20 protein-coding genes are annotated in these 15,155 nt (G+C 61.4%); 1 reads left to right on the top strand and 19 read right to left on the bottom strand.

Annotated elements, in window-relative coordinates:
• Positions 1-315: 315 nt before the first annotated feature.
• The 3 genes from ACSW29_RS29300 to ACSW29_RS29290 form a co-directional block, all read right to left on the bottom strand.
• Positions 316-708: a hypothetical protein gene (locus ACSW29_RS29300; RefSeq protein ID WP_448278961.1), complete on the bottom strand. Its 393-nt coding sequence runs from the start codon at positions 706-708 to the stop codon at positions 316-318.
• A gap of 76 nt (positions 709-784) precedes the next feature.
• Positions 785-1,099, bottom strand: coding sequence for a hypothetical protein (locus ACSW29_RS29295; RefSeq protein ID WP_448278960.1), 315 nt, complete (start codon positions 1,097-1,099; stop codon positions 785-787).
• Positions 1,100-1,139: 40 nt separating this feature from the next.
• Positions 1,140-2,039: a hypothetical protein gene (locus tag ACSW29_RS29290; protein ID WP_011331672.1), complete on the bottom strand. Its 900-nt coding sequence runs from the start codon at positions 2,037-2,039 to the stop codon at positions 1,140-1,142.
• Positions 2,040-2,306: 267 nt separating this feature from the next.
• On the opposite strand from ACSW29_RS29290, the gene ACSW29_RS29285 reads away from it, so the two are divergent.
• On the top strand, positions 2,307-2,912 hold the full coding sequence (locus ACSW29_RS29285; protein ID WP_011331673.1) for a hypothetical protein: 606 nt from the start codon (positions 2,307-2,309) through the stop codon (positions 2,910-2,912).
• A 31-nt stretch (positions 2,913-2,943) separates the two neighbouring features.
• Here ACSW29_RS29285 and ACSW29_RS29280 read toward each other — a convergent pair whose 3' ends face one another.
• The 16 genes from ACSW29_RS29280 to ACSW29_RS29205 all read right to left on the bottom strand — a co-directional run bounded on the left by ACSW29_RS29280 (position 2,944) and on the right by ACSW29_RS29205 (position 15,145).
• Positions 2,944-3,246, bottom strand: coding sequence for a hypothetical protein (locus ACSW29_RS29280; RefSeq protein WP_011331674.1), 303 nt, complete (start codon positions 3,244-3,246; stop codon positions 2,944-2,946).
• A complete protein-coding gene (locus tag ACSW29_RS29275; protein ID WP_148209136.1) occupies positions 3,247-3,999 on the bottom strand; it encodes a hypothetical protein in 753 nt (250 codons plus the stop codon).
• A gap of 134 nt (positions 4,000-4,133) precedes the next feature.
• Positions 4,134-4,871: a hypothetical protein gene (locus tag ACSW29_RS29270; RefSeq protein WP_229757334.1), complete on the bottom strand. Its 738-nt coding sequence runs from the start codon at positions 4,869-4,871 to the stop codon at positions 4,134-4,136.
• A gap of 135 nt (positions 4,872-5,006) precedes the next feature.
• Complete coding sequence (locus tag ACSW29_RS29265; RefSeq protein ID WP_158304187.1) at positions 5,007-5,837, bottom strand: CPBP family intramembrane glutamic endopeptidase; 831 nt, start codon at positions 5,835-5,837, stop codon at positions 5,007-5,009.
• A 247-nt stretch (positions 5,838-6,084) separates the two neighbouring features.
• On the bottom strand, positions 6,085-6,753 hold the full coding sequence (locus tag ACSW29_RS29260; protein ID WP_229757333.1) for a hypothetical protein: 669 nt from the start codon (positions 6,751-6,753) through the stop codon (positions 6,085-6,087).
• A 222-nt stretch (positions 6,754-6,975) separates the two neighbouring features.
• Positions 6,976-7,326, bottom strand: a complete 351-nt coding sequence (locus ACSW29_RS29255) for a hypothetical protein (protein ID WP_011331679.1) — start codon at positions 7,324-7,326, stop codon at positions 6,976-6,978.
• A gap of 89 nt (positions 7,327-7,415) precedes the next feature.
• Positions 7,416-8,366 carry a hypothetical protein gene (locus ACSW29_RS29250; protein ID WP_269578091.1) on the bottom strand — a complete coding sequence of 317 codons (951 nt, stop codon included), beginning with the start codon at positions 8,364-8,366 and terminating at the stop codon, positions 7,416-7,418.
• Complete coding sequence (locus ACSW29_RS29245; RefSeq protein WP_011331681.1) at positions 8,357-8,983, bottom strand: hypothetical protein; 627 nt, start codon at positions 8,981-8,983, stop codon at positions 8,357-8,359. Before ACSW29_RS29245 ends, ACSW29_RS29250 begins: the two co-directional genes overlap by 10 nt.
• Before the next feature lie 11 nt (positions 8,984-8,994).
• Positions 8,995-9,561 (bottom strand): hypothetical protein, encoded by a 567-nt coding sequence (locus tag ACSW29_RS29240; protein ID WP_011331682.1) that lies wholly within the window; start codon positions 9,559-9,561, stop codon positions 8,995-8,997.
• The gene (locus ACSW29_RS29235; RefSeq protein WP_011331683.1) at positions 9,558-12,749 is read right to left on the bottom strand and encodes a LysM peptidoglycan-binding domain-containing protein; all 3,192 of its coding nucleotides are present in this window, start codon (positions 12,747-12,749) and stop codon (positions 9,558-9,560) included. Before ACSW29_RS29235 ends, ACSW29_RS29240 begins: the two co-directional genes overlap by 4 nt.
• Positions 12,746-13,201 carry a TadE/TadG family type IV pilus assembly protein gene (locus tag ACSW29_RS29230; RefSeq protein WP_011331684.1) on the bottom strand — a complete coding sequence of 152 codons (456 nt, stop codon included), beginning with the start codon at positions 13,199-13,201 and terminating at the stop codon, positions 12,746-12,748. Before ACSW29_RS29230 ends, ACSW29_RS29235 begins: the two co-directional genes overlap by 4 nt.
• Positions 13,198-13,650 carry a pilus assembly protein TadG-related protein gene (locus ACSW29_RS29225; RefSeq protein WP_011331685.1) on the bottom strand — a complete coding sequence of 151 codons (453 nt, stop codon included), beginning with the start codon at positions 13,648-13,650 and terminating at the stop codon, positions 13,198-13,200. Before ACSW29_RS29225 ends, ACSW29_RS29230 begins: the two co-directional genes overlap by 4 nt.
• Positions 13,647-14,060 (bottom strand): hypothetical protein, encoded by a 414-nt coding sequence (locus ACSW29_RS29220; RefSeq protein WP_011331686.1) that lies wholly within the window; start codon positions 14,058-14,060, stop codon positions 13,647-13,649. The genes ACSW29_RS29225 and ACSW29_RS29220 overlap by 4 nt, the downstream gene beginning before the upstream one ends.
• A gap of 39 nt (positions 14,061-14,099) precedes the next feature.
• Positions 14,100-14,414: a hypothetical protein gene (locus ACSW29_RS29215; RefSeq protein WP_011331687.1), complete on the bottom strand. Its 315-nt coding sequence runs from the start codon at positions 14,412-14,414 to the stop codon at positions 14,100-14,102.
• Positions 14,415-14,481: 67 nt separating this feature from the next.
• Complete coding sequence (locus ACSW29_RS29210) at positions 14,482-14,739, bottom strand: hypothetical protein (RefSeq protein ID WP_041814177.1); 258 nt, start codon at positions 14,737-14,739, stop codon at positions 14,482-14,484.
• A 151-nt stretch (positions 14,740-14,890) separates the two neighbouring features.
• Positions 14,891-15,145, bottom strand: coding sequence for a hypothetical protein (locus ACSW29_RS29205; protein ID WP_011331689.1), 255 nt, complete (start codon positions 15,143-15,145; stop codon positions 14,891-14,893).
• Positions 15,146-15,155: the final 10 nt, after the last annotated feature.

Here is a 15,155-nt window from a genome sequence, read left to right as displayed (position 1 = left end):
TCGGCTACCGAGTAGGCGATACGCCCACATCGTCGGCACTGGCCGGGCAACTGCTGAAATCGGATCATGGCCCAATGTTCGTCGCAGAGTAAGTAGTCCACGGGGGCGTTGCCATGACAACAGTCTTTGACGACCGCGGCCCACCTCGCTGCGCGCACGAACCCGACAGGGTCACCGGCGAAGTACTGCGGATGCTCCGCGCAGAACTCACACGGAAGTTCGGTGTGAACGATGCCTGACTTCACGTCCCTAGCTCTGTCGTCCATCCTGTTCCTCTCCTCCACTTTCCCGTTCGATACGTCGCTCGACGATTTACTACCGCCGGATGCTTCTGACTCGATCGAGATGCCAGCGGGCTCGCTCGGAAAGGTGACACACCGTTGCGTGTTCGAGGACGTGCGGGCTGGGCAACGCATCCCGCCCAGTCTTGGTCAGTCTGGCTGCGTACTGATCGAAGAATGTCACCAATGTTCGAGCACGCACCACCGGCATCCGAGAACCGATAGGACCGGACGCCTCGTTCGCCAAACGTTCGAAGTGTTCGACCAGCCCGCGAAGATCGCGATCAGGGACAGTGCAGTCGAGAAGTGCACCGAATCTGCCGACCTCACGCTCATTCTCGGCGGCCACTACTGGAGGTTCCTCGCCGCGGTGAGCCTGTCGTACCAACTCCGTCAGCGCCTTCACCCCCTCCGGGGAGGTAGGCATTCCGTGAACCCTGACAGTGATGCCGGTGGCTGCTTGAACAGCATGGAATTCGTCGAGCGCTGACAGCCTTTCGTCATCACGCCCTGGAGTGTCTTCCGCATCGAGATCCGCCGCCAGTCGTGCAGCGCAACTGTGCGGTCATTACGTAGAACTGTCCCAAACTCGCCGACTCGAGAGCGTTACTACCGCGGGCCTCACGAGTATCGACGTGCTCCTCCAACTCGCGAATCAAGGTGGCCACCACATGCAGACGCCGCACACCGGCCGATCCCGGTGCATCCGATGCCGGCAGAGTGCGTTCGGCGACCTTGTGAACGTGGTCGAGGAACTCATCCACCAGTTCCACCCGGTTCGGTGATTGGAAACGATTCCGCCGGCGGCGCCACCTCATGTCCAGTTCCTCTCATCGGTACGGATACGTTTGCTCGGGTTCACAGCAGCCACCAGCCCGCAGGCAACGCGACAGCGAGCGCGGTTCCGACAACGAGGTACGGAGCGAACCCGAACTCCACACCCCGGACCTTTCTGCCTCCGAACACCTTGGTTACCGCCACCCCTACTACCGCCAGAATATTCGGCAGCAGCACTGCCGAAGCCACGTTCATCCAACCGACCCATCCGACAGCTGCAGTGAGAATGAAGCTCAACCTCACATCCGCCAAACCGGGGTGACCGCGAGTAATGATCGCGAACACCAGGTAACTGGCGAATATCGCGGCCCCGGCCACCACAGCACGAAGACCCGCGGCAGGGTCCTGATCGACCACCACTGCCATCGCGCCGAGCAGCAGACCCGCCGCGGTGACTGCACGAATCAGCGGCAAGGGGAACCGCAAGGTGAAGTGGTCGATCCACGCGGCCCAAACGGACAAAGCCGCCACCGTGAGCCATGCCGGCAAGATCGCGTCGCCGCCGGCGATCATCACCGCCCCGAACCACAATCCTGCTGTTGCCACTGCTGGGACCATCGGGCGACTGGTCGGCGTCACGGGAATCTGCACGAGTGCACACAAACCTGCCATCATCGGACGCACCGCCACGCTCACCGCCGCCCCAGCCAGAGCGGCGAACGACGCGACCGACCACAGGCCAGCCTGCTCGTGACGACCGAACGCCCAGCGAGCAGCGATCCACACCGCCACACTCACAGCAATGACACCCAGGATCGGCAGATACGTCGAGAGAGGGGGTTTCCGCCTTCCTGCGTCGGCGGCGGTGACAAGCCCCGGTCGTTGACCACGGCCAGGCGTTGTGGACTCGACTTCCTCAGCGGAGAGAGAAGTCGAAGCACCGTCGGCAGTATTTCCCGACTCCACATTCGATTCGGCCATCTCGGAAAGCTCCTTCAGCGCGTCCATCACCCGTGGTCACAGGCAGAACCCGACCCTAACCGCTCTACCGGACAGCGCGGGCTTCCGAACTCATCGTTTGGCCGCTGGGGCGTGCGCTGTCCATGCCATGGACTATCACTGACCGCACATCTCAGATGCCTGAAAATCCGCTCGTGCTGCTCTCGAACGACGATGTTCCCGCATCGTGACCGGACTCGCCGCCACCAAAACCACTTGAAAACTCACCAGTAGAGGCAACATCACCCTATGAACGCCCCAATCGGAAAAGCTGACCGCCGCCGCGCACGACTCCACCCGGCACGTTCCTCCCGTCCAGCATTGATCGTTCACACCTTCAGCGAATACACCCACCACATCCGCGGCGGCGCCAAACGACTGATCATCGACGCCGACCCTGACCTGTGGTTCGACCTCGGGCATGTCCCGCACGGAGTCGACGTGAAGATCATCGGTCAATCGTGTGCCGGAATCAGCGGAGGATCCATCGCTGCCGCCGGTCGATGCTTCCTCCAGGCCTGCCACCGCGCCCGTGTCACCGCCTACGAATTCGCGCACGTCGAAGCATTCGATGGCGTCACCATCGAAGCGCGCGGGAAAAGCCACATTGTCGGTACCGATCACGCCAAGATTCGCGCCGAAGATCAGGCTGTCGTCTTCGCCCACTCCCAGTGCCACGTCCAAGCGGCCGGCCATACTCTCGTCGCAGCGACAGACACTTCCTCTGTCTCCGTGAACGGCGACGCACACGTCCGCGCCAGCGCCGGAGTGCACATCATCGGAGTTCCTCAGCCGAGGAACCTGAGCATCGAGCCGCGCCCGATCAGTCGACTGGCCAACCAGCTCAACATGTAAGGCCCCGCAAGCGGCAGTTAATCGCAGAGCCTCAGCCATCCGACGACCGATACACCGTGAGATCAATCGACTCCTGATCGCGGAAACTCGACTCCAACAATTCCACCGCCGGCACAATCACTTCACTCTCGATCTTCCACACCACCGACGTCGTCCACCCCACCAACCCGCCAGGCCTCGGCGTCGCTTCACCGAACAAACCTTCCAAGGCGTCCCGCCGGTAACCGAAGGTATCCACCAGGTCATCAGCGGTGTACCAGTACTGCCGCAACGGATCCGGGTCATCGGCGTGCAGAGCGCTGCCTTCGCTGATTCGAAATGGTTCGGTACTCATCTACATGCCCTCTCTGTGGTGCGGTCCGCCCTGCGCCGTCTTCACGTCGACAATCCGCACGTGTGCATAATCCGGGTTCTCCACAACGTATTTCGAACGCTCGATGCGCCAACGAGCGACAAGCATCTCCAGCTCCTGAACCTCCCGTGGGTCCTCGAGATACTCACACGCGAAGTCGAGCCACGGCACATAATGCCGCAGGCTTTGACCGATCCGTCCGGACTGGCCACCGATCACGCTCTCGAGCACGATCAGTTGTCGCTCGTCCTTCATTCGTCGGCGCAACGCTTTCTGATTCACTTCGACCAGCGCAGGTTCCGCCGCAGACACCGACTCGCCTACCCCGTCGACGCGGGAGCCCATCTCGTGGCGGTGGTCGACGGCATCGACGAACTCGCGACAGACCGACGCTTGAACCCCTTCCGGGAGCATCGACATAAGCGCAAAGCCTCGTTCCTCAAGGAGCTCGAAGCCGTGTCGATTACCTCGGGCATACCAACAACTCATGACTAGTGACCGCTCCCAAGCCAACGCCAAGCGCCTCTCGAGAAAAGGAAGCGTTCGGGCGGCCGCCACGAATTGAGAATCACACTTTCCAGCGATCTCACGCGCCGACTCCCAGTCCACACTGCCTGTAGGAGAGCTGATCTCACGTACAGCGCGCATTCGACCACGAAGATCCGCAGCAGCAGCGGCGATGTCGACTCTCACCGCGTACCTGTTGGATCGAGAGCGCAAGAACCAGAGGGTCATGCGGCTGAGCCTAATCTCCGCACCTCCGAGCAGGGGTGCAGTAGCATCGTCAGCGGCGCATTGCTGGCGTAGTGTGCTCCGGCTCACCGCATCGATGTCATCGTCGATGCGGTGAGCCACCTTCACAGAATGGCTCAGACGCGAACAGCTCCATCGCCATCCACTCGTTGATCCTGTTGGCGACTCCGCATTCGTTCCGCGTGCCGTTTCTGCCACCGCGCGTGTTTGACCTTGAAGCGCTCGTCGAATTCCTCCCACCGCGGCAAAGCCTCCGCCTTCCACGCAGCGAGAACATCAACGGGTTCCGGTCCGGATGCAAGCGCAGGAACCACATCGCCGACTTTGAGGCGATCGAAGAGCTCCGAGAACAACCACGCCGGGCAGCCCTCCCCCCGAAGCGCGTCGACTGCGTCTGGTTCGTCGTCGATCCAGGCCACTATCGGGCTCGTCTCTGCGTAGTGGTTTTCCCACCGCCACCAATGCCGACGTTTGACATCAAACGCCCGACGCACAGTTCCGTCCACCCACAAGCTCCGTGATTCGATATGACCGGGCGGCAACGACTTCGCCCGGATCCACCGATCAGAGGTCCGATTGAATTGGTCCAAGCGGGTTGTGCTGTAAGCAATGGTGAAGCCTGCACTGTCGAGCGCCCGAACCAACTCTCCGCCCGCGCGGTTCAGGGAAGCTTCACCGAAATGGGTATGAAACCGCTTCCAATCTCGATCGGCGTATGACGGCGCGGCGATCAACCCCTCGAAATTGTGCATATCCGCAACGACGCCATCGATGTCGACAACGACAGTCGGCCCCGGGCGAGGAGCATCCAGCCACGGTTTCGGACGATCAAGAAAGCTTCGATTCTCCGTCATATCCCCAACGATATGGGCAGACACAGACATTGAGCACGGTCCCGCGACCCACCCGTACGAATCCTCCGATGCATCTAGTTGGCAAAAGGCCCTGTTCACGCACTCGAACAGGGCCTTCTTTGATGCTTCTGGCCTTTAAGGCTCACCGGTCAACACAACTGACCGCGATTGCCGATCGCCCACGTTTACCCCACCCTCAGTGCCCAAACGAGAACCGAGCGACCTCTCGATCTCTGCGATGTAGACAACAGCAAAGCCGACCACTACGACCGCGACGGCCACGACCAACCATCGCTGTCCCATCCAACCCGCCGCCACGCCAAGATTGAAAATACTGTGAGGCACAACTAATCCCAAGAGCGATCGATAACGGTAGTACGCGAAAACAGCAAACCCTCCCCACAACATCGCCCCGACTGCGAACTCCCACCCCTGATATATGTGTAAGGCTCCACGAAGAATCGCTGAAATGCAGATCACCACGATGAGGTTGATCCGGAATCGCAGACCTACCAATACCGCTAGCCCGGCAAAGAAGACCTCTTCCATCAACCCCGCCAGCAGGACCGGCTTCACGACGTCCCAGGAGAACCAGCCACCCTCGACCGAGGGACTGCCGGTTGAGCCCTCACCGACAAATGCCCGAAACGCAATTGCCAGAGCCTGACCGACCGCCCAAATTCCTGCAGCTCCGAGGAACCGCCGACGACGGCCCACACCTGCGAGCCACGGCGCAGATCGATCGACCGGGCCCCAGAATCTGCGAACAACCAAGAACGTGAACCACCCGCACGCCACCGCCACGCTAGTAGCGATAACGTCCTCCGCAATTCCAGGATCGGGCGAAACATCCACTGCCGCCCCCGAAGTTGGATTGAGATACTTGTCGATCGACGTCCAAATTACGTTGGACCAGAACAACAGCAGGATTGACGCGGGGACACCGATCGGCAGAACCAAATGCATCCGCTCGCTCCACCACGCCCACCAACGGCCCGTCCCCCCACCTGAAGCGCTCTCCTCCTGAATCGAAGTCGGCAGCTGCCTCATCCAAACTCCCCCACCCGCTCGAATTTCACGATATTGACAACCCACACTCAATCAGACTGGCGATCCACAGTTCTACACCGTCACAAGGTAATCCAACACGCAACGCAAGCGCGCAACTGCAAGCAACAGCGAGACTGGACGACAGCTCGGGGAGATGAATCAATCAGGGTGCGCTGTAGTCAACTACCCAAGCGCCCTCGGTCCGGCGGAGAGGCACCAGCCAGCGGTGGCGATGATCTCGCACGACCACCTCAGATCCCTGCATCCCCATCACCAGCGGAGTCGAAAATACGGCCGATAGCGGAACCAACTCAGCCAACAAAATCCCCTCACCGTCACGCGCGAAATCCAAGGCAACCTCCAATTTGGTCGTAAACGACGACAGCGGCTGCGCGCTGTAATCATGAGGTGCCCGGCGAGCCGCTAGTTCAGGCCAAACGTCGCGCCGCGGGCTTACCCCGAACTTCCCCAGCCCCCGCCACAATAAAATATAGCGACCCCGAACACCGATCTCGGCGAATTCGCTGCGCACCACCATCGGGATCGCAACTGCCAAAGCTGCAGCCAATCGCGTCTCTCCCCGATCGACCGTCGACAGGCTGTCCACGGCCAGATACCTGCTTGTGCTGTCAACGGCGCGGTGCATCAACATCGGCCACGGAAGGTTGACCTTCGCATCCCATTCCAGCGCCAGCCTGTTGATCGCAGAACCCACCGGATACCCGAATTCAGACCTGAGCGCATCCTCAAAGGACGTGGAATAGGAAGATTCCTCGTAGGGGATCAACGTCGTCGACAAGTCCGAAATCAGCTCCGGGTCAACCGCATTCACGCAGGCGCGCAATGCCGAGACGTGGACAGCAGGATCAGACGCTTGCCTGTAGCCCTCAACCCTGGCTGTATTACGGGATGCCCCACGAGCATGAACCGACCACGCACCCAGATACGAGAGCTTTTGTCTCGCCGTCAGAACTGACGATTGCGCTATGGCCCTCCGGATTTCACCCAATGACAGCGATGTTTCCTCGCTCGGATCCCCGGTCAGCACGTGTAGTTACATCCCCTCGACAATGATGTTCGGACAAGCGGCGTCTGCTTTGCCTGGCGAGCTGGCCGGTACCAGGTGAGGAAGTTCAGGTTCGTCATCAAGGGACACCGGGCCGTCCCACGGAGCTACCAGTGACGAGTCGTATTCCCAACCGTCACAGGACAGGTCGTCGACCCAGATCGCCGTCAGGGAACAGTCGAAATACTTCTCCGCGAACGCCATGATGGCCGGGAGCCGATTCTGATCAAACCAACCTCCCCTACCGACCTTGATGTCGCATCCGAATGCGCTCGGCCTTATCCTGGCGACGTATTCGCCTGGCGCTGAGCGTAGGACCACGTGATGATAGGTGCCCACCTATGATTCCCTTCTCGTTCTGCCGACAAAGATGCCCGCGTCGCTCGAACTGGACAGTTCAAAATGACGCGGGCATCCATTGGCTGAATTCAGTTCGGTGTGACCAAGACCTGCAATTCGCCTACCCGCCGGTCGTACATCGACGTCAATGGGGTGGGGGCTACACCGCCCATCGTGCCGCCTGGCCAAGTGGCAGTCCACGTGACCACCCAGTTGCTGGTCGCGCTGACCTTGAAGACGTCTTGCGGCTGTCCGATGGACGATTTTGCGAGACGATGCCCGCATGTGGGCGATGGAGTTCCGCTGGCGGGCGAAAGAGGGCTGGCGTCAACAGCATCGGTATACGGAGTGAACGGCAGCAATGCACCCGGGCACAGTTGCACGTCTCCATCGCCGTGATTGATGAGGACACCGGTGTTGATGGCGTTCGCGGTGACGGTTACCACACCCGAGGTGGCTGCCCTGTTGACCGGACCTGTCGTGGATTCGCGAACGTCGTTGGGGCACATGAAAGCCCAGCTCTCCTTACCCACGAGACCGGTACGTTGACCTCCACCTGAGTTCGCAGGTTCAGGTGTCCAGCACATCGGAGGCTTTTCGAGCTGCATAGCGGTGATCGCCATAGACACCGTATTCATGATCTCCGCCATTGAGGGCGGCGTCGGCGGGACCTCGATACCGGGTGCCGCAGGCGGTGCGGGGCATCCCCCCGGTGTGCCGAGACATGCGCCTTGCAGGATCGCGTTGAGGGTCCCGGACGGAGGTGCAGCAGCGGGGCCGGCGCCGCCAGTACCCGCACCGCCTCCGCCGCCTCCTGCGTTGCCAGCCGCGCCGCCTCCCACGGCCCCCGCGCCGGCGCCTGAGCCCGCGGGCGCACTCACGTAGCCGCCACCCACTGTCACATTCACACCACCGGGCGAGGACGATACGTCAACTCCACCTCCACCTACGCCTGGCTGCGCCAACGCTGACTGACTCCCCGTGACCAGAACGCCGCAAACCAGTGTCGCAGTGGCGAAAATTCTCATTGCTAGTCGCATGATTGCACCTTCTCAACTGTTTGACTTGTGACGCGCCAGCCATTCGAATCAGGCCACGCGGGGTTCCGAACGGTGATGTTGGTGGACTCGAACTGGCCGCGGTCGGGCTTCATCGCACTTGATCCGTCCGGAAATACGGCATTCCAGCCGGAGATATCAGTGCAGGCCTGAACGTGAACCCAGGCGGCTTCCGCGCGGGGTTTTCCCTGATCATCTACCGGTGCGCTCAGATCCGTCACCGAGGATTTGATGACGGAAATAGCTCCGGTACTGGTGATGCCCTGTGACCGTCGAAGCATGATGTCCCCGACTCGGTCGTTCAAGACTGGGTCGCCAGCCACACCGCTGATCGCATCCACAGAGGCTGTTGGGTCAGCTTCAATGCTTCCGAGGGCAGCATAAAACTCGTTGACCTTAGCGATCGCTTGGCTCCGCGCTTGCTCGTCGGGCGTCTTCGCCTCGGTCTTGCCGTCTGGACCATCGAAAGCGGGGTTTCCGGTCGCAGTGAGAGTGACGTCCGGCTCGTCGGAATTGCTGGAACAAGCTGCGACGCCGGCTAGTAGGGCAACAGCTGCGACTGCTGCTGCTGTGGTTCGTCGAATTCTGTTGTGGGCCATGTTGTTGTCTCCTAGAAGCTTCCGGCGCTGCAGGGTGTTCCGGGTTGTGTGTAGTCGGCTGTGACTCTCCATCCTGCTGGGTCGGGCCATGACGGGTTCGTCAGGATCGGTTTTCCGAGTTCGAGTTTGTCCACAGGCTTGCTGATGCAGACGTCCATTTGGAGCGTGGCAGTTCCCGCTGTCGGTGCGCCGGTCTCGTCGATGGGGATGTCGTGTTTGGTAATCACGTTCTTGAGAACTTTGAGATCGCTTGGTGGCGTCGGGTTTCCGTTGCGGCTGGTTGTGATCTCTTTCTTGGTCCTGTCGAGGAAGCGGCCTGCCGCGACGGCATCGAGGTCAGAGAGCGGGGCAGCGGGGTCGGAGTTCAATCGTGCGAGCACGGTGTAGTACTCGCTGATCTTGGCGAGGGCACCTTCTCCTGCTTGCTGTTCAGGTGATTTTCCCGATCCAGGGGGGCCGGTAAAGGTCGGGCCGCTGCTGGTGTTGAGGGTGCCGGGCTCCGGGCTGAGGATGCTGCAGCTTGCGGTCAGGCAGGCCGCCGCAGTGAGGGTGAGCATGGCTGCGATGCGGCGGTTCATGATGCGGCTCCGATGCGGTAGTCGGTGGTGGTGTCGAGCTGTCTGAGGAGTTCGTTGGTCTCCGGGTGTGCGTCGACTTGCAGTTCGTCGAGTTCGCTTTTGAGGGTGTCGATGAGGGTTTGGGTGGTTTCGATGTCCCCGGAGAAGTGGGTGGCGATGATGGCCGCTCGCCAGCAGCCTTCGTGAGCACTGTCGACCGCGAGGCCGGCCCGGGCTGCCTTCCCTGCGGCATCGAGGTCCTGGGTGACCTGTTCGCCGCGGATGTAGCGGCCGGCAAGCTCTTCTGCGACGTCGGTGATCGCGGAGATCATTTCCTGCTTTATGTGATCTGCCCACCGGTAGGCAATCGGGTCGTCGCTGGTGAAGGGCTGACCGGTCACCAGCGCGAGTGCGGATTCAAGGCGTTCGGTTGTCGTCGTCGCAGGGTGAGCGTCGACGAGCTGGTTCCAGTAGTCCCAGTCTGTGGTCACTGAAGGGTGGAGGCGAAGTGGCGTTCGGCCGGTTCGGTCTCCGGACTTGATGAGCGCTGCGTCCCCGGTGTCGGTATCTCCCATCCAGCTGCGCAGTCGTGTGACGGCTTGGTTGCGGCGGCTACGGAGCCGCGCGTTTGCCGTCTTCGCTTCTTCGGCAGTGCTGGCCGCGTTGACGAGTTCGACGTCGTGCGGCCACATCTTTGCGGTGAGCTCACTTGCGGGCACTCCGCCGTCGCTGAATGCCAGTAGAGCTGCGATTTCGGTGAGGCTTCGCGAGTTCTCGCGGTCCGTCGAGCCCGGAGTAAGTGGCGCGAGGGTGGGTTCTCCGAGGACGCGAATCCAAATGTGTGGAGCCGCGGGAAACTCGGGATGGGACGCAACAATCTCGGTTTCGGTCTCAGCCGCAGAGTCGGTGTCTATGTCGATGTCACCGACTGTCTCGGAGTTGATTTCCTCAAATACGTTGTCGTCGTTCCGAACTACGGTGAAAGCCGCAGGGTCGGTACTGGTGATGAGATTCTGAGTCGTGATCTCGCAGTCGAGACGTGCCCCCGCCCAACCGAAGTCCGCGGCCTCCGGTTCGACAGCTGGGGAAGAATCATGGGCGGTGGTGGCATACAGACTGACAATGCTCTCGTAGCTGCCTTCGTCGAGTGTGGTGACAGTGAGCTGTGCTGATGCGATACCTGGGCGGACCAGTGTTGCAGTCCCGTCGTCGGCGACATCCAATGTCCAGTCGGAGCGAGTGTTCGAGTTCTGCGTTGTGACTGCGGCGAACGCGATCCGCGGGGCGTTCTGGGCGATCGAGGTCAGGATTTCTGTTTGTTCAGCTGTCAACGGGTCGGAGATGAGGACGATTTCCGGAGCAGTCAGCTCGCTGGTCTCGTACACGCTCCGTGCATGCGCAATGGATGCAACCTCGTTCTCGTCGAGGATGCCGGCGTCACGTTCGAAGTGGCGAGCCAAGCGCGCCAACACCTGATCCGTGTTGTCCGAGTGCGTAATACGGCCAGTGTTCACCGCACCAGGGAGGTCGCCGCAATATCCAACGACGTTGAGATGAAGGGAATCGGCCAGCGGCGATACGGCAAGCTCAACGGCCATCGCGCGAAGTACACCTTCGGTGGCGGTTGGCGTGCCGGTGATGGAGAGATGCCCGATTTCCTCCAAATTGAGCATCAGCTCTCGTCCATCGTCGCTCGTTCCCATCGCAGTCAGGGCTGGGTATGGGCTGACGTCGATGTCCGGAACCGAACGAGGGAACGCCCGTGGGTCGACCATCCACGTGTCGTCGTCTGATTGCATCCATGGCTGAGGCAGAGAGATCTCCTCGAGCAATCCGAGCTCGATCGTGTCGTCACCGATGAAAACGGCAAGGAGACTGGGGATGGAGATCTCGTTCGTTCGGCAGTACTGCGCGAGGTTCCGCAGTGCAGTGTCGACATGGGCCGTGGTCAGCGGATCGACGGCGGCAGTCAATGCCTGTTCGGCAAGAATCGCTTCCTTTGCAGGCAGGGCGATGCGCTCGCCGCGGCGGCGGCGATGCTGTTGTTGCCGACGGCGTAGCGCGAGGTGACCGGTCAGGCCGGCGGCGGCGAGCGCGGAGATACCGAGGGCGATGTAGACGACGTCGGACGAGCTGGAGGAGTCGTCTTCTACCTCGGCGCCGATAACGGATGCTTCGGCATCAGGAGCCATATTCGCAGGCATCTGAGGCTCGACGGGGTCGAGTTGCCAGTTCGGTGTCGCTGCAACTTCGGGGAGCGGTTCCGGTGCCGCGTCGGGCACCTGCGCCTGGGGAGCTGGCCCCGGCGCCTCAACCGGCGCAGGTACGGCCGCCGGCTGGGGGGCTGCCTCCGCTGCCGGCACGGGTGTTTGGGCGGACGCGGATGGAATGATCAATTGCTGTCCGACTGTGATCAGGTCACCGGCTGGCGACCCGTCCGCAGTGGTGATCTCAGAGAAACGCAAAGGATCGCCGAGCTCTCGATCGGCGATGTCCCAGAGTGTGTCTCCAGCTTGGACGGTGTAGGCCCCTTGTACGACGTCCTGCACTGCCGCAGGGAGTTGCAGCGTCATTCCCTCTGCGAGGAATCCCGCTTCGGGCACAACGTCTTTGTTCAGTTCGAGCAGTTCGGTGAACAGCCTCCCGTCGCCGAGGTGAGTTTGGGCGAGTCCCCACAGTGTGTCTCCGCGGACGGTGGTCACGGTCGGGCCGGCGGGTTGAACTGCGGGCCGTGCAGCGCGCGGGTCCACCTGAGTGTGGGCGGGGCCGCTCGGGTCTTGCTGTGCGGCGATCGGTGCGTAGGGCGCGGGTGATGCGCTGTCCGCTGGTTGCGAGAGTGCAGGTGTAGCGGTTGCGGTGCCGGCTGTCAGCAGAAGCAGTGCACCACTGACGAGGAAAGTCGCCGTTTTCTGTTGCGACCCGAGAAGCCGGATCTTCGGCGCCTTGACGCCCCGGAGTGTGGCTGCGAGCTCGACAAGGATCGGGAGGGTGAATGTCGCCCATGCGGCCCAGCCGACGAGGGGCAGAAGTGCGACGAGGAGGCTGCCGTCGTCGGGGCTCGAGAGCAGACTTTCGAAATCCGAAAAGGGTATGTCGAGAGGATTTCCACGCAATGCCCACAGTGCTGCGGGGATACCGGCCACGAGCAGAAGCAGAATCAGGAGGTACCCGAGTCCTGCGAGGCGGGATCGAACTGTGCGAGCACTCATGGCCGGTACACCTCCCCTGCGTTGGTGCGGTTGAGGTTCACGGTTGCACTACCCGTGATCAGTTTCGACGGAAGGGGCAAAAGCTTGTTGTCGTAGACGATGCGGGTGGTGATCAGCAATGTGCGAGGCCCGGTGGGGATGACCTCGCCCTCGACACCGGCGTCGGCGAGGTAGCGTTTCGCGGCCGCCACTGCGCGTACGGGGTCGACAACCGTATCGATCCCTCGCGCACTGAGCGATCCGACGATTTGCTGTCCGGACGCGCGGGCGGCGTCTTCGGCGACGTTGTCCGCGCGTTGGGCTGCGGTGTGCATTCCACCGCCGTCGACGATGAGTCCCCACACGAAGAATATGAGGATGGGAGCGAGTATCACGGTCATCAGCGTCACGGCGCCCTTGTCGTGTTCCTCGGGGAGCCTGGAAGTGAGTCGCTTACGCAGTGCAGTAATCATCTGGTGCGCTCCCGGAAGGTGTCGATGGGTGAGATTGCAGTGACCTCGATAGTTCGTCCTCCACTGACGCCGGGCCATCCGAGGGCGTCGTAAGAGACTTCACAACTGACGGTGACTTCGACGGTGGCGGATACTCCTGGGCGAGTGCGAAACCCGGTGGTATCAGCGCTGACGTTCATCGTCGTGCATTTGAGTCCTTGACCATCCATGGAGTCCAGGGCCGCTTGGTATGCGAGGGGGTTGGCTTGAGCGGCGGTACGTGAGAGCGATGCTGCTCGGGCGGCTTCTCCCGCAGCGTGCTCGACCTTTTGATGCGCCTGACGGTTGATGCCGTACGCGTACATCCAACCGAGGAGGACGAGGAGGACGATGATCGCGAGGCACAACTCGATGGTCACATCTCCTCGATCGTTTGAGCGGGCGCGAGCGATCCACTGGCTCAGCTTCATCCGACACCTCCGGGATTGGTCACGCGCTCAGTGGGTTTGGTGTGGTCGACGGTGATGGCGAATTCCAGCCCCGGTACGAGGGACGGGGACTTTCCGGTGATCGTGACCGTGGTCTCGCGGAGTGTCTTGTTCACCGACACGACCGGCGCTTGAAGGTCACCCGATCCGGATTTCGCGATGCACGCGTTCGCTGCGGCGAGGCCGAGCGCCTGGTTCCCTTGCTGAGAACGCGTGGCTTGCAATGCTTTTTCGGCGCAGGTGTTGGCGACGTCCCGTCCGTGGAAGAACAGGGCGGTTTGCAGCATCACGGAGAACATCATCAGGAAAGCGACCATTGCGATGACGGTGACGAGCGTGGTGGGGCCCCGGTCGTCGTGGCGCCACCGGTCGATCAGCTGTTCCAGTGTCATGGCTGTCCGTTTCTCTGCGGTCCGGTTGGCAGGGGTGGGCTAGGTGGCGAGCCCTTTTTGGGCTGCGGTACTGCGGTTGGTGTCGACGCGATTGCGCGCGAACATGGCAGTCCACATCGCGGCAACGACGAGGGCTATGGAGAGAGGGAATGCGGCCGCAAGTATGCCGAGCTGGACTGCGCCCGAGGTCTTCTCGTCCGTGATTACACGGAAACTCCCGAGCGTCAACGTGGGAACGACGAGCGCCCCAACCATGGGCGGCAGATAGAACTTCGCCCCGTCATCCAAGATGTAGAAGGCACCGAACACCAGGAGATAGCTCGTCACTGCCAATACGATGATCGTGATAATCATTGGCCTTCTCCTTCACCCCTCGGGGCTTGTAGGTCTGTGAATTCTGTTCGTATGACGCAGATCCAAATCACTCGTTCAGCAACGAACAATCACGACGGAAGGTGGCGTAGTGATAAACGTAGGAAGCGCCCCCCGCGAGTGCGACGACACCGACTGCGGCCACGGCTCCCCAAAACGGGCCCAATACGCAGAAAGAAAGTGCCAGCACCATAACTGACCACCCCGCCCACAAAATCACTTCCTCCAGCGGTGTCCCACCACCAAGGATGATGAGGAGCAGCATTCCGAACAGCAAGAGAATCGCTACCGCTGTCAATATCGTCATCACAGCATTTCCTCCCGTCCCCTGCGGTTACTGCCTGAGGTCGTGCATCGATAGCGCCGAGCACTGAAGAGCGACGTTGCACTCCATGTCCTCAGCGCTATCGATAGGCCCATGGTTTTGTTCTCCAGCATCCGAACTGCGCTCGGCAGTTTCAGTCGGGGATGGAGTCCGCGCGGGACTGGATCTTCTGGACGACTACGGCGCCGGCAGCGATCGCCGCGACGGCGAAGATTCCGGCGAGGATGACGTACTCGAGGGTGGAGGGGCCGCGGTCCGAATTTTTACCGCCTGCACGCTGCAGGAGGCTGCCTGCGAGTGCGGCGACGAACATCATCGTGAGTGTGAGGTAGGAGGTGATGGCGGCGCGGGTTGCGCGTCGGGTGGTGGTGATGGCTTTGGTGGTCATGGCGTGCTCC

The organism is Rhodococcus sp. GB-02 (genome assembly GCF_053470465.1).
This window is presented reverse-complemented; position numbering and strand designations above follow the sequence as displayed.